The following is a 14,527-nucleotide window of genomic DNA, read 5'->3' as shown; positions in this document are numbered from 1 at the left end:
GCAGGTTTGGCGCGTATGATACGGATTTCGCAGCAGGATGCCAGAGCAGCAATGCGGTTAAGATGAGAAAAATTATGGGAATGTGTGGAAAAACAGCTTGTTTAAGCAAGAAAAGAAAAAAGGCATCAATTGATGCCTTTCCTTTATTGGGTTACTCCGGGATTGGATTGGGTGCCAGCGGGCTTACATAACCGTCAGGTTTAATCGCTAATACGTCACAATCTAATTGGTCGATCGTATGTTCAGCGGTGTTTCCGATAAAGATCGCCGAAAGACCAATTCGTCCTGTTGTACCTAAGATAACAAGTTCTGCATCAAGCTCTTTTGCTACTGCCGGAATAACATCTTCTGGAAGACCTTCCTGACAATAGGTTTGCGCTTCATCAATACTGTGCTTTTGACGAAGTGCCTTCATTTGCAATAAGTGATGACCACGTACGGCATCGGTATAGGATGCTGGGTCAAACTCGGGGAGCTCAATCGTGACATTGACAGGTGTTGCGGGATAGGCGTTAACCAGATTAACTTCAGCGGAGAGCAATTTACTCATCGCGTTAGCTTCATCTATCAATTTGTCATTGAGTGGAATATGCGCTTCGTTTTCGGAGGCGACATTAACAGCAGTCAGAATCTTGCCGTTGACGGGCCAGCCGTGTTCTTTAACAAGTAATACTGGGCAAGGGCATTTACGAACTAAATGCCAATCCGTTGGTGTGAATATCACCGAACCCAGTTTGTCGTGTTTATGCGTTGCCTTAACTAATAGATCGTGGTCACCATCAAAGACCTGCGCAATCATGCTCTCGTAGGGGCGGTTATGCCATACAACGTGGTTTTCTATCGCCACGTCAGATGTGTCATGTTGTTCGAGAAGGGATGACACCCATTCTTCACGCTGACGTAATACGCCGGCTCTCATAGCCTGACGCTCTTCAGCAGATAACATGGATGTCATTTCGTAAGAAAAATCATAGATGGCGAGGAAAAGCGTCAATTTTACAGGCGCAGACGATTTCGTCGCAATGTCCAGAGCGCGCGAAAGGGCGTGTTGTTCTTCGTGGTCGGGATCGATAGCGACAAGCAAGTTGGTATATCTGTTCATAACAACCTCCAGCTGTGTGATGCCGATACTTTAATGTAACGCAATCTCAAGCAATGTTGCGATAAATTCAGATAAATATAAGTTAAAAAAGAGAAATGGCACCAAAAGTGCCATTTCAAAAAAACGTGTTTTTTGACGCTTGATTAGCTGCGAGTGATACCAGCAAGGCGACTGAGCTCATCATGGTCAAGTATCGTGATGTATTTGCCTTTCACACTCAGCATGTTGCTTTTTTGGAAGCGACCCAGAAGACGGCTTATGGTTTCAACGGTGAGGCCAAGATAGTTACCGATATCACCACGTGTCATGGTTAAGCGGAACTCTTTTGCTGAGAAACCACGCTGAGAGAAGCGCGTGGATAGGCTGTGAAGGAATGCTGCCAAGCGTTCTTCTGCGTTCTTTTTAGAAAGGAGAAGAATCATTTCCTGATCGCCTTTAATTTCACTGCTCATTAGACGCATGATTTGTTGGCGAAGCTTGGGCATTTTGCCAGAAAGGTCATCAAGAATTTCAAAAGGAATTTCACACACCATCGATGTCTCTAGTGCTTGCGCGAAACTAGGGTGAGACATGTGGTTAATTGCGTCGAATCCAACTAAATCACCGGCCAAGTGGAACGCTGTAATCTGTTCGTCACCCTGCTCGGTGATAGTGTAACTCTTGATTGTTCCAGAACGAATAGCATAAAGAGAGCGCAGTTGATCACCTGCTTGAAAAAGCGGCTGTCCTTTCTGAATTGGCTTTTTGCGTTCAATGATTTGGTCAAGCTGGTTGAGTTCACTTTCGCTTAACGTAAATGGGATGCAAAGCTGACTGATACTACAGTCTTGGCAGTGAATTGCGCATCCGCCGGATTGAACGCGTTTGGTGATGATCTTTTCTTGAATCATGAGCCTGCTTAGCCAAATTGATTTGAGTCAAGATTTTACCATTTTTGACTGCAAAAGCGAGTGCTAGTGAAACTGATTGTACACTTTGTAAGCGGTAATTATTCCGTACATTAGCAGTATCAAGGATGAGAAACGTCGAAATATCAAATTATTAAGTAAACCCTTCATAGATTCAGCTGCACTTCCAACCAAAAGCATCGCTGGCAGAGTTCCTAATCCAAATGCGATCATTATCAATAATCCATGTGTGGCATTTCCAGCGACAGCAGCCCAACTCAGCGCGGAATAGACCAGCCCGCAAGGTAGCCACCCCCAAACCATGCCAAAAGGCAGTGCGGATATAGCGTATCTCAGTGGCAGTAATTTCGATGCCAACGGAGAAATGTGTTTCCAAATGTGTTGGCCGAGCTTTTCGACATAAGAGAGGCCATTCCAAAATCGTCCGATGTAAAGTGCAAGTAAAATCAACATGATTGCAGCAACGAAACGAAGCCATAATAACCCTTGCGAGAAAGATGTTACATCAACAATACCCGATACAAGCCCGCCAGCAATTGCGCCAATAATCCCATAAGAAAATAACCGGCCAAAGTTGTAGTAAAGAAGATAGGGTAGTTTGCTCGTGTTTTGCGGTGTGCCAAATGAAACGGCTGCTGCAACACCACCGCACATTCCGAGACAGTGACCAGCACCGAGTAAGCCGATCGTGAAGGCGGCAATGAAGTCGGATACTGGCATGAACTATTTTTCCTGTTGCTCTGAAGATTGCTTGTTGGATGGGGTTTTTTCGTCATCGTCTAACAATATGTTCATGCCTTGTCGTTCAAGATCTTCAAACTGTTCAGATTTGACGGCCCAAATAAAAACGCCGACAGCGATACATACAAGCAAGATCGCAATTGGTATAAGAATGTACAAGCTTTCCATTACGACGCATCCTTGAGAAGTTCCAATAAATCTTTCTTAAACAGACGAAGAGAGTTGGTGACGACAATGACCGAACTGCCCGACATACCAGCGACGGCAACATAAGGCGCAACAAAGCCAGCAACGGCGAGAGGGAGGATCACTAGGTTGTATCCTAAAGCCCAGGCTAGATTCTGACGAATGATTTTTTGCGTGAACGCTGCAAGTTTTCTTGCATCCAACAATTTTGTGAGGTCATCACCCAGCAATACCATATCAGCAGAAGCTTTAGCGACATCGGTTCCACTCCCCATAGCGACAGATAAATGTGCGCCCGCTAAAACCGGTGCATCATTAACCCCATCACCAATCATCATGGTAATTTGGTCCGTTGGTAACGCTTGGAGGTACGCCAATTTACCTTGCGGCGACACATCAGCAACCCATTCATCCATGCCAAGCGCTTTCGCAACACGCGATGCCGTTTGTGGATTGTCACCAGTCAACATCGTGACGCGGATACCGGCCGCATGAAACTGCTGGATCAACGCTTTGCTGCTTGTTCGAATAGGGTCAACTAACTCAAACGAAGCAACAGGCTTGCCTCCACATGAAAGCCATATTTGATGCGCACTGTTCATTGCTACTTCAGCGTTGTCAAGAGCGAATGATGGCTTGCCGATTCGCCATTCTTGCTCTTTAAACTGACCTTTTAATCCTTCGCCTATGACGTTTTCAACTGCCGTAACGCCATGTATAGCAGAGTATTTTTTAAAGGCATCCGCAATAGGGTGGTTGGCATAACTTTCTAATGCGCAAGCGATAGAAAGTGCCGTATCTTCGGTGATGGCAGCATACAATTTGGTATCAGCGATCGTGATATTGCCTTCGGTCAATGTGCCCGTTTTGTCAATAACAACACGATTAATTTTTGTCAGTGTTTCAAAGACATGGCCTCGACGAAGAAGAATGCCGAGCTTACCAAACGTGGATGTAGAGCATGTCAGTGCGGTTGGTGTTGCTAGCGAAAGGGCACAGGGGCACGTTGCGACCAAAACAGAAAGCATGATCCAAAAAGCATCATCAGGACGATGCCCCTGCCAATACAACCATGTGCAGGCCGAGATGATCAATATAGATGCGACAAAATAACGCGCAACAATATCTGCGATTTCAGCCAAGCGTGGTTTGGCAAGTTGTGCTTCATCTTGCAGTTGCACGATATGGGCGATCAGCGAATCTTTCTTTTCAGCGCTCACTTCCACATCGACATTGCCGTCAATGTTGATTGTGCCGGCGAATACGGTATCGCCGACATGTTTAGATTCAGGCAATGACTCTCCGGTGAGCATAGATTCATCAACAGTCGTGACGCCAGTAACAACGATACCGTCTGCCGGATAAGGTTCACCGGGAAGAACGCGTACAATATGTCCGACTTTTAATGACTTAGCGGGGATTTGTTCGCCTGATTGCAATAAAGCAAGCTTTGGCACCAATTTCAACAGGTTTGCACTGGCTGCGGCGGCTGTTCGTCTTGCTCTCATTTCGAGGAATCTTCCTATTAGCAGGAAGAAAGTAAACATAGCAATGGACTCAAAAAAGACTTCGCCTTTTTCGGTTACTGTCGCGTACAAGCTTGCGAAATAAGCAAACAATAATGCAATCGAGACAGGCACGTCCATACCGAGCGTACGCGCTTTCAAATTTCGCCATGCGTTGATATAGAAAGGCATGGCAGAATAGAGGAGGACTGGCGTTGCAAAAATCAGGCTCACCCAACGGAAATAGTTGCGGAAAGATTCATCCATATCGCCAAATACTTCAAAATACATCGCCACTGCCAGCATCATAACCTGCATGGTTGCGAGCCCAGCAATCCCTAAACGGTAGAGATACTGCTTCATCGTCCGGTGATACTGCGCTTCCTGGTTATCAGCTTCAAATGGTGCTGCTTTATAACCAAGAGCATGTATTTTCCCCAGCAAATCACTTAGCTTCGCTTTCGTTGGATCCCAGCGCAGTGTGGCGCGATTTGTCGTGGTATTGACTTGAATACGTGATACGCCGACGTGGGTGCTGAGTTTCTTTTCGATGAGCCATGCACAGGCAGCACAAGAAACACCATCGACGGAAAGAATCACTTCGTCTAAGCCATTTTCATGTCGCACAAACTCTTGTTGAACATCATCATTATCGTAAAGGCTGAGGGATTGCAATTCGTCGGGGACGAGGCTGGCTTTGTCAGCAGGTGCAGTGCGATACGCGTAATATGAGGTAAGTCCGCTTGCAACTATGGTCGTTGCAACAGCTTCGCAGCCTGGGCAGCACATTGTTTGTCTAATGCCGAGAATTTCGACTTGGTAGGAGTCGCCGGTAAGAACCGGCTCTCCGCAGTGATAGCAGTCTTTCGTCATTCCTTGCTCGAACCATACAACTTAATTGGATCAGATGACGGGAAAGAGGCACGCCCATTGAGCGCCCAGGTTCCATCAAATGCATTAAGTTCAATGTACCACGGTCCTTGAAGAGGTTCGTTGAGCGCGATTCGATAATTGCCAGATGCATCGGCATTTACCATTTTTTCGATGTCTTTGTTTGCGAGAGTGCGATGCTGAAACGTCACACGAAGCGTTGGATACTGCGTCAGTTCGCCTTTTTCTAATGCGAATATGGCGTTTTCTTTCGTGGTGGACAAAAACGCAGAAATATTGAGCTCGTCCGCTTTACGCAAACGAGTGAGATCCTGATTAATACCTTTCCCTTCTTTATAGTAATCTTCGGCGACAAGAGAAACCTGATTTTTACTGAATAAGCTGAAAGTGAAGAGACTGGCAACGACAACCGTGCCGGGAAGGGCAATCAGGAACCAAGGCCAAAACTGCTTATACCAAGGTTTGTTCATAACGCTTTCCTGTTTTAACACTGATCTTGGGTAAAAAGCCCCTGCAAGCAGGGGCTTAATGGTAGTACTAGTATTTATTTTTTATTGTCAGCATTGCTGACGTCCCATACATATGCTGAAAGCAATTGGATTTTGTCTTCATCCAATATGTTTTCCCATGCAGGCATGACACCTTGGCGACCGTAACGAATCGTTTCTTCAACCGCTTTACGTGAACCGCCAAATAGCCAAACATTGTCCGTTAAATCTGGCGCACCAAACGCTGGGTTACCTTTACCATCCGTACCATGGCACGCCGCGCAGACGACAAAGCGCGTTTTACCTTTAGCGGCTTCTTGTGCGTCGACCTTACGGCCAGAGAGACTCAGCGTATAGGCGGCCACTTCTTTAACACCGTCTGGTCCCAAAGCATCTAACCAAGCAGGCATGTTACCGATACGGCCTTGCTGAATGGTTGCCTTGATCGTTTGCGGTTCTCCGCCGTACAACCAAGCATGGTCAGTCAGGTTAGGGAAGCCGGCTTGGCCACGAGCATCAGAGCCATGACACTGTGCACAGTTTTGGATGAACAGGCGTTGACCTACTTTGATTGCTTCTGGATTTTTAGCAATTTCAGTGATGTCCTGCAATTCATCTGACCCTGGTTTGTATGCGAGTTTGCGGTAGGTTTCACCGAAAACTTTGTCTGCTTTTGCCAGTTCGTGGGCGTACTCATCCAAGCCTTCGATGTTCGCAAGTCTTTGACGAGATTCCTCGATATTTTTAACGTCTTGCGCTGAACTCTGCCAGCCAAGAAACCCTTGAAAATTGCCCAAGCCTGGAAACGCGAGTAAATATACGATCCCGAAAACTAACGTGGCCCAAAACATATAGGACCACCACTTAGGCAGTGGATTATTCAGCTCACGAATACCATCGTATTCGTGGCCCATATCTTCACCTTCAGCAATACCATCGAGATCTTTGCTACACCATATAATTAGTGCCGCACATCCTGCGATCGTTCCGAGGGTAATGACAGTGATAAATAGACTCCAAAATGTCGTCATTTGTTATCTTCTCCTGTCTTTTTTGGGCTATTTTCCTCATCTGCAAAAATGAGGTTCGCAGCTTCGTCGAATTCCTTTTTACGACGACTGCTATACGCCCAGAGCACTATCCCAACAAATGCCAAAAAGATGACGAGTGTCCAGATACTATGGAATGAAGCGATTTCCATAATGACCCCTTATTTCATCGCGTGGCCGAGAGATTGAAGGTAAGCAATGATTGCATCCATTTCTGTTTTGCCTTCGACGTCCGCTTTCGCGTTAGCAATTTGCTCGTCGGTGTAAGGCACTCCAAACATATCTTTGAAAACAGTCAGCTTTTCTTGTGTAAGTTCACCAGTCAATACGTTTTCTGACAACCATGGGAAGCCAGGCATGTTCGACTCAGGAACCACAGCACGAGGATCAATCAAGTGAACGCGGTGCCATTCATCAGAGTAGCGTCCGCCTACACGGGCCAAATCTGGGCCAGTACGTTTAGAACCCCACAGAAATGGATGTTCCCAAACACTTTCACCCGCAACTGAGTAGTGACCGTAGCGTTCCGTTTCTGCGCGGAATGGACGAATCATTTGGCTGTGACAGACGTTGCATCCTTCACGGATGTATATGTCACGACCTTCCATTTCCAGCGCAGTGTAAGGACGCAAGTTATCGACAGGCTCAGTCGTTTGTTTTTGGAACAACAGAGGTGTGATCTCTACTAGCGCACCCAAGCTGATGGCAATGATGGTGAGAATGGCGAAAAGACCAACGTTCTTTTCTACTAATTCATGACGGCTAGAACTCATTCGTCAGGCTCCTTATGCTGGTTGCTCAATGGCTTTCAGGCTGGCTTTTGGTGCAGAGATGGTTTTGTATGTGTTGTACGCCATCAAGAACATGCCAGACAGGAAGATAGCTCCACCAATGAAGCGAACTAAGTAGAACGGATAAGACGCTTCCAATGATTCTACAAAGCTGTAGGTGAGGGTGCCGTCAGTGTTAACTGCACGCCACATCAGACCTTGCATAACACCTGAAATCCACATCGCCACGATATACAAAACTGTGCCGACTGTTGCTAGCCAGAAGTGAACATTGATGAGGCTCAGAGAGTACATACGTTCTTGACCAAACAGTTTTGGAATCAGGTGATATACCGCACCGATAGAGACCATGGCTACCCAACCAAGTGCACCAGAGTGTACGTGGCCAATTGTCCAGTCAGTGTAGTGCGACAGTGCGTTAACGGTCTTAATCGCCATCATCGGGCCTTCAAATGTCGACATGCCGTAGAAAGACAGGGACACGATTAAGAAGCGAAGAATAGGGTCATAGCGCAGTTTGTGCCATGCACCAGACAGGGTCATGATGCCGTTTATCATTCCCCCCCAAGACGGGGCGAATAGAATGATTGACATAACCATGCCTAAAGACTGAGTCCAGTCAGGAAGCGCAGTGTAGTGAAGGTGGTGTGGGCCTGCCCAGATATAAAGAGAAACTAGAGCCCAAAAGTGAACGATGGACAGGCGGTAGGAGTAAACCGGACGACCCGCTTGCTTAGGCACGAAGTAATACATCATCCCCAAGAAACCTGCGGTCAAAAGGAAGCCTACAGCATTGTGACCATACCACCATTGGATCATTGCATCGATAGCACCCGCGTAAATTGAATATGACTTCAGCCCAGCAACAGGGATCGCCATACTGTTTACGATGTGCAAAACAGCAACGGTTAAGATAAATGCACCGAAGAACCAGTTTGCAACGTAAATATGGGATGTTTTACGTTTAATCATGGTTCCAAAGAACACGACGGCATATGCTACCCACACAACGGCGATAGCGATATCGATTGGCCACTCCAACTCAGCGTACTCTTTACCACTGGTGTAACCCAGAGGGAGAGTGATCGCCGCAGACAGGATAATTGCTTGCCAACCCCAGAAGGTAAATCCAGCTAGCTTGCCTCCGAACAGGCGTGTCTGACAGGTACGTTGTACAACATAATAGGATGTTGCAAACAGCGCACTGGTACCGAATGCGAAGATTACTGCGTTAGTATGCAGTGGTCGTAAACGGCTATAGGTCAGATACGGAACGTCGAAGTTTAGCGCAGGCCATACCAACTGAGCGGCAATAAGAACACCAACACCCATGCCCACAATGCCCCACAAAATTGTAACGAGGGTAAATTGACGGACAACGCGGTAGTTGTATTCCAGTTCAAGCTGCTTTTCTTGGCTCATATTGCATGCTTCCACTTTTTGATTACTACACTCACGTATACAAAGTGACTCAATGGTCACAATGCCACCCAGAAGCAATGCAATGCGAATAGTGTTCGAATTATGTCCACTTAATGCATTCCATTGCTATTTTGTTGTAAAAGTGGCATTTTCGGCAAAGATGATACTGCACTTATGCAGTTAAATACAGGGTCATACCCACACTTGGTTTACGCCTGGGTAACATTTATATTAAAACTTTGAGCTCTGTAACACGGGAATAGCATAAATTATATGGCTGCAGAAAAATTAACAACCGCAAGGCTTGTGCAAATATTGATCGTTTTATCGGTTTTGATTACCGCGTTCGTTTGGCGAACACTCGATTATTCACCGCAATCCAATACATTGATTTGCGAGTTAAAAGGCCAGTAGTGTAGCGTCTCGGTCGGCGGGGGAGGTGTCATTATATCTCTTAATAAACATGGAGATAATAAAAGCGTCATTGAGGTAAATAGTCACCAGGAACCCGCGTCTCTTACCTTGGTAAACGACAGCAAAGAAATAGATCTCAAAGCTATTTCTTCGAAAGTAAGTGGCGACAATATGACATATATTTATGAGATGAATAATTCTGACGAGATGCTACTAAACGCAAAGCTAACTTTAGTCATTGATCAAGATCAAATTGAAATTAACTTTTAACCATGAATTAACAGTTGTGCGTATTGCATTAACATTCAGGCGTTGATGCTTGTTTAGAGGCTTAAATGTCCAAATTTGTAACTAAAATGCCTGAAGACCACATTTTACGTGGCGTGGATGGCTAAATATTTGCAAAATAAAATGTTTGGCTTTTTAAACACTTTGCGGTGGTTGAGGTAAGGTAGTGAATCAGCTCTGAGGTGTCGTTAGCCAAAGTAACGTTATTTTCTGAATCACAGTGTTTGAAATCCGACATAATGATGTGATTGAGTTTTAGCTTACTGTTGGTCTTTTCCACGTTGTGTGATTGTTTGCAAAGATCCAAATGCAATGACTTCAATGCTCCATGATCGTCTTCTTGCTTAGGGAGTACGACATAGGTTACACAGAGAGGACGTCCTTGAGACGATTCGGTGCAGCCGAATGCTGACAAGAGTGATTGGCGATAATCGTCAGCCAAAAGTGAGAGTTCGTCGATAGGAACAATGATAACAACACCATGAACAGTAGAAATACAACGTTCTGACCAGAGAAACTCGGACGCGATATCCGTAGTACCTAATGACTCGCAATAGCGGAATCTCACTCTTGGTTCTTCTGCTGCGAGTGCATACCCTAACTGTTCATCGTTGCTCAAAAATACGACGGTGTTACCGCGTTGGGCTAATCGTTTACTGAGTGATTGGCCGAACAGCTGTTTTGCATTTATAACGATATAGAGCTTGCTTTCCATTGCGGGCTTCAGAATTCCTTTCAGATTCGTCTATTCTATCGTCTATTGTTTGAGTTTTCAGTGATTAAACGTAAAGAATGGTGTCTAGGGCTGGAGTTATCCGAAGGTAGGGCGTTATTATTACTTCTTTGAACAAAGCCAAAATCTGACACTATGAGAATAGCCACATCTTCATCTTCATCTTCATCTTCACACGTCAATGCTGAATCAGCAGTGAAAGATATTGCAGAAGAGATCCTTCGCTCATTCACTTCGCCAGATTTAGTGTTGGCGTATTATACAGAGACGCAAGATGCGAAGACGCTTCAGTCGGCGTTAAATTCAGCGTTTCCTTCTGCGCAGGTGCTCGGTTGTTCATCATGTCAGGGAACAATGACAGACAAGGGATACCTTAGTGGTCACACCTTATCTGTTTTGGCAATTAAAGACCCTCAAGGTGCTTATGGTTCTGCCGCTCTTGAGCTAGACCCGTCAGCCAATATTCAGTCTCAAGCACAAACGGTACTTCGGTCCGCGCTAGACAACAGCGGCAGACCGGGCGAGTTACCCGCGCTGATTACTTTGCACACCACACCGGGACATGAAGAGATTGTGTTGCATGCAATTCGAAGTGAACTAGGTGTCAATATTCCTATTATAGGTGGCACGGCTGCCGATAACGCTATCGCTGGCTACTGGTCACTTTTCGATAAGCACACCCTTACAGATAATGGCATATCAATGGCCGTGTTTTTCCCTTCTGCCCGTGTCAGTTACGCATTCCATAGCGGCTACGCTGCTACTGGGAAGAGTGCTGTAGCAACGCGCATTGATGGAAGGACACTTCTTGAGTTAGATGGGCAACCTGCCGCAATTGTGTATGCGAATTGGTACAAAGAAGAGACTGGGCTTGATATTGATAACAGTGCTTTGTTCGCTGAATCAACGCTTTTTCCTTTAGGAAGGCAGACTGGGGAAATTCACAGTATGCCGTACTATACTTTGTCTCACCCTGCGGTTGTTTCAAAAGAAAATGGCATCGAAATGTTCTGCAACATGCAAGAAGGTGAGACGGTGCATCTAATGTCTGGGACGACAGAAATGCTAGTTTCTCGGGCAGGACGTGTTGTTGACTCCGCCAATGAACACGACAGTCTTAAAAGAGACCCGATTGGTGGTATTGCGATTTATTGTGCTGGTTGCATGCTGCATGTAAAAGATTCTCTGCATGATGTTGCTGCTAACATGAGCTTATCGATGCATGAGGCACCCTTTATATGTCCATTTACATTTGGTGAGCAGGGGCAATTTCTTGGCGGCGAAATTGCGCACGGTAACTTAATGATCTCTGCCGTTTTATTTCATAAGGATGAGCTATGACTGGCGCAGTCTCTGAGAAACTTCAGGAAACGTTGTTCGAGCTTAACCGCGTCGAAGAGCGCGAGCAGAAATTTCGTGAGGAAAATCGCGCCATATTGTCGGCTATTTCGGCTATGTCTGGAGCCAGCAATAAAATAGAGGTCTTTAACACCTTACTTAAAGTGATTGAGCGCTACGTAGCGTTTGATAACGCATTAGTGTTGACACGTAATAAAGACACCGAAGACAAATATTCATGTTTGGTGTCAACATCGCCCGATGTTGAGCGTTTTTCCTGGTGGGACGGGAATACATTTCACCGATGTGTTAATGGGCAAACCGTGATCCTCTATGCGCCAGAGCGTGTAAACGAATTTTCGATGCTTTCTGATAGCGATTACATGCTTTGTCGTTCAGCATTGATCACGGGAATGGCAGTGAATGCGAGTGAATCAATTCTTTTACTTTTCTCTTCTGAACGCGGCGGATTTGATCCCAAAGCACAGCAGGTTATAGAGCGTTTTCGTCCTCTGATTGAAAGAACCATTATCGACATCGACTATCGAGAGCGTTTGCAGTGTTTAGTTTCGGTGAAAACGCAAGAGCTCACGGCCAGTCGTCAACGCTTCCGTGACTTTGCGAAAACAGCCGGGGATTGGTTTTGGGAGATTAACAATAATCTTCAGTTTACTTATCTGTCTTCACCTTCGAATGAGTCTTACACCGCCGAGCCTCAAACCATCATGGCGCAACTAAACCGGCAACCTGAGGTGAAACACAAGTTGCTCGATTTGATCCGAATGGAAAAGCCTTTTTCGGAAGTCGAGTGGATGGTTTCACAGCAAGGCAAACAGCAGTGGATTAGCCTTTCTGGTCGTCCTTACTATGACAACCGTGGGCAATGTCTCGGATTCCGTGGGACCGCAAAAGATATTACGGCTCGGAAGCAGCGTTTGCAGGAGTTGCAACTTGCTCGTCGACAAGCAGAATCAGCTAACGCAGCAAAATCCCAATTCCTCGCGATGATGAGCCATGAAATTCGCACTCCCCTGAATGCAGTCATGGGATTGCTAGACGCGCTTGAGCAGTCTTCTCTTGAAGACGATCAAATGATATGGGTTAAGCAGATGGACAAATCGGCTCAACTGTTGCTCACCATCATCAACGATGTCCTCGACCTTTCTCGAATTGAATCTGAACGCTTTTCTCTTCATCCGGAAAACATCAACCCGCGTGACAGTGTCACGACTGTGTTTAGTCAGCTGAAAGACAACTGTGATACTAAAGGTATCTCACTAGAGTCTGCGATAGACACGTCAGTGCCTGAAACCATCTTTCAAGACGGAAATAGATTTGCACAGATATTGCTGAACTTGGTCGGAAATGCAGTCAAATTCACCGATAATGGCAAGGTTCGTGTGAAAATGCGTTCCGAGAATAATCGCTTGATGCTATCTGTAGAAGATACGGGGATCGGGATTTCGTCGGACCGTAAAAATGCTATTTTTCAACCATTTATTCAGGCCGACGGGAGCATTACCCGTAAATACGGAGGAACGGGACTTGGTCTTTCCATCTGTAAAAAGCTTGTCGCTTTGATGAACGGAAATATCAAATTTGAGAGTGAACCAGGGGTCGGAACAACGTTTAATATAAATATCCCTTTGGTTAAACCTTCTCAGGTTGAACAAATGAAAAATGAGACTCTCAAAGAAGAGACCATGGATTCACTAAACATTCTTGTGGCTGAAGACAGCAAAGCGAATCAGATGGTCGTTAAGCTAATGCTTGAGAAAGCAGGACATCGAGTTGTTGTAGCAAACAATGGTCAAGAAGCCATTGATAAATTGGAAGACAATTCATCACATTTCGATATGGTATTGATGGACATGTCCATGCCTGTTCTATGCGGAATCCAAGCGACGAAAAGACTCCGAGAACTCGGGTATCAATTGCCGATTATCGCGCTTACAGCCAATGCGATGAGTGAAGACAAAGAAAAGTGCTTAGGGGCAGGAATGGATGATTTCATTACGAAACCCATTCGATCGGTCGTTCTAAAACAAGCCTTGCAACGTAATGCGGTAAGACCAGAAGTAAGTGGTTGATTTACTCTCTTACAGGGGTTTTGTTACCGCGTACCACGCTTAGTCTTTCTTATTCTCTAATACGAAATGTTGGAACGCCTCTGCAATAGGCGACAGGCGTTTCTCTTTTCTATGCACCAAGTACCAATGACGTAAAATTGGGAAATTTTCCACATCCAGAATACACAATCGTTTGGATTCTATTTCTAAATCGATAGTGTGACGAGAAACAATCCCCAAACTTAATCCAGCAGAGACGGCCTGTTTTATGGCCTCACTTGCTGTCATTTCTGCCGCAATGTTGAGAGACAGACCTTGGTTATGGAAGAACTTTTCGATTGAAAACCGTGTGCCTGAACCTTGCTCTCTGACAACCATCGGTTCTTTTGCGATGGCTTCTAATGGGATTTTTTGTTTATCACAAAATGGGTGATCAATAGGTGCTATTACCACCAAGGGGTTTTCCATAAATACCGTCGTAATGAGATCAAGCTCTGCGGGGGGCTTTCCCATGATGGCCAAATCGCAGTGGTTGAACTGGCTTTGTTGCTTAAATCGATGGAACTAAATCTAGAAGCTACGATCTGATCGGCTACACCCAT

At 45.6% G+C, this 14,527-nt stretch carries 14 protein-coding genes; 2 read left to right on the top strand and 12 right to left on the bottom strand.

Annotation, left to right across the window (positions count from 1 at the left end):
* Window positions 1-151 precede the first annotated feature (151 nt).
* The 11 genes from uspE to B5D35_RS14575 form a co-directional block, all read right to left on the bottom strand.
* Entirely contained in the window at window positions 152-1,102 is a 951-nt protein-coding gene (uspE, locus tag B5D35_RS14625; protein WP_078753294.1) for a universal stress protein UspE, read from the bottom strand.
* A 143-nt stretch (window positions 1,103-1,245) separates the two neighbouring features.
* On the bottom strand, window positions 1,246-1,992 hold the full coding sequence (locus tag B5D35_RS14620; RefSeq protein ID WP_078753293.1) for a fumarate/nitrate reduction transcriptional regulator Fnr: 747 nt from the start codon (window positions 1,990-1,992) through the stop codon (window positions 1,246-1,248).
* Window positions 1,993-2,055: 63 nt separating this feature from the next.
* Entirely contained in the window at window positions 2,056-2,730 is a 675-nt protein-coding gene (locus B5D35_RS14615; RefSeq protein ID WP_078753292.1) for a sulfite exporter TauE/SafE family protein, read from the bottom strand.
* A gap of 3 nt (window positions 2,731-2,733) precedes the next feature.
* Entirely contained in the window at window positions 2,734-2,919 is a 186-nt protein-coding gene (gene ccoS, locus B5D35_RS14610; RefSeq protein WP_078753291.1) for a cbb3-type cytochrome oxidase assembly protein CcoS, read from the bottom strand.
* Window positions 2,919-5,315: a heavy metal translocating P-type ATPase gene (locus B5D35_RS14605; RefSeq protein ID WP_078753290.1), complete on the bottom strand. Its 2,397-nt coding sequence runs from the start codon at window positions 5,313-5,315 to the stop codon at window positions 2,919-2,921. Before B5D35_RS14605 ends, ccoS begins: the two co-directional genes overlap by 1 nt.
* Window positions 5,312-5,803 carry a FixH family protein gene (locus B5D35_RS14600; protein ID WP_078753289.1) on the bottom strand — a complete coding sequence of 164 codons (492 nt, stop codon included), beginning with the start codon at window positions 5,801-5,803 and terminating at the stop codon, window positions 5,312-5,314. The genes B5D35_RS14605 and B5D35_RS14600 overlap by 4 nt, the downstream gene beginning before the upstream one ends.
* Before the next feature lie 74 nt (window positions 5,804-5,877).
* On the bottom strand, window positions 5,878-6,852 hold the full coding sequence (ccoP, locus tag B5D35_RS14595; protein WP_078753288.1) for a cytochrome-c oxidase, cbb3-type subunit III: 975 nt from the start codon (window positions 6,850-6,852) through the stop codon (window positions 5,878-5,880).
* Complete coding sequence (locus B5D35_RS14590; protein ID WP_078753287.1) at window positions 6,849-7,022, bottom strand: cbb3-type cytochrome oxidase subunit 3; 174 nt, start codon at window positions 7,020-7,022, stop codon at window positions 6,849-6,851. The genes ccoP and B5D35_RS14590 overlap by 4 nt, the downstream gene beginning before the upstream one ends.
* 9 nt (window positions 7,023-7,031) lie before the next feature.
* Window positions 7,032-7,643 (bottom strand): cytochrome-c oxidase, cbb3-type subunit II, encoded by a 612-nt coding sequence (ccoO, locus tag B5D35_RS14585; protein ID WP_078753286.1) that lies wholly within the window; start codon window positions 7,641-7,643, stop codon window positions 7,032-7,034.
* Between the two features lie 12 nt (window positions 7,644-7,655).
* Window positions 7,656-9,083 carry a cytochrome-c oxidase, cbb3-type subunit I gene (ccoN, locus tag B5D35_RS14580; RefSeq protein WP_078753285.1) on the bottom strand — a complete coding sequence of 476 codons (1,428 nt, stop codon included), beginning with the start codon at window positions 9,081-9,083 and terminating at the stop codon, window positions 7,656-7,658.
* A gap of 805 nt (window positions 9,084-9,888) precedes the next feature.
* Window positions 9,889-10,500, bottom strand: a complete 612-nt coding sequence (locus tag B5D35_RS14575; RefSeq protein ID WP_078753284.1) for a hypothetical protein — start codon at window positions 10,498-10,500, stop codon at window positions 9,889-9,891.
* A 153-nt stretch (window positions 10,501-10,653) separates the two neighbouring features.
* Between B5D35_RS14575 and B5D35_RS14570 the strand changes: the two genes are divergently transcribed.
* Together B5D35_RS14570 and B5D35_RS14565 are read left to right on the top strand one after the other, a co-directional pair.
* Window positions 10,654-11,859, top strand: coding sequence for an FIST signal transduction protein (locus tag B5D35_RS14570; RefSeq protein ID WP_078753283.1), 1,206 nt, complete (start codon window positions 10,654-10,656; stop codon window positions 11,857-11,859).
* The gene (locus tag B5D35_RS14565) at window positions 11,856-13,946 is read left to right on the top strand and encodes an ATP-binding protein (protein ID WP_078753282.1); all 2,091 of its coding nucleotides are present in this window, start codon (window positions 11,856-11,858) and stop codon (window positions 13,944-13,946) included. Before B5D35_RS14570 ends, B5D35_RS14565 begins: the two co-directional genes overlap by 4 nt.
* Window positions 13,947-13,985: 39 nt before the next feature.
* Here the strand turns inward: B5D35_RS14565 and B5D35_RS14560 are convergent, their stop codons facing one another.
* Window positions 13,986-14,447 carry a LysR substrate-binding domain-containing protein gene (locus tag B5D35_RS14560; protein WP_269809336.1) on the bottom strand — a complete coding sequence of 154 codons (462 nt, stop codon included), beginning with the start codon at window positions 14,445-14,447 and terminating at the stop codon, window positions 13,986-13,988.
* Window positions 14,448-14,527: the final 80 nt, after the last annotated feature.

The sequence above is a fragment of the Enterovibrio nigricans DSM 22720 genome (assembly GCF_900167155.1).
Classification (GTDB): Bacteria; Pseudomonadota; Gammaproteobacteria; order Enterobacterales; family Vibrionaceae; genus Enterovibrio; species Enterovibrio nigricans.
This window is presented reverse-complemented; position numbering and strand designations above follow the sequence as displayed.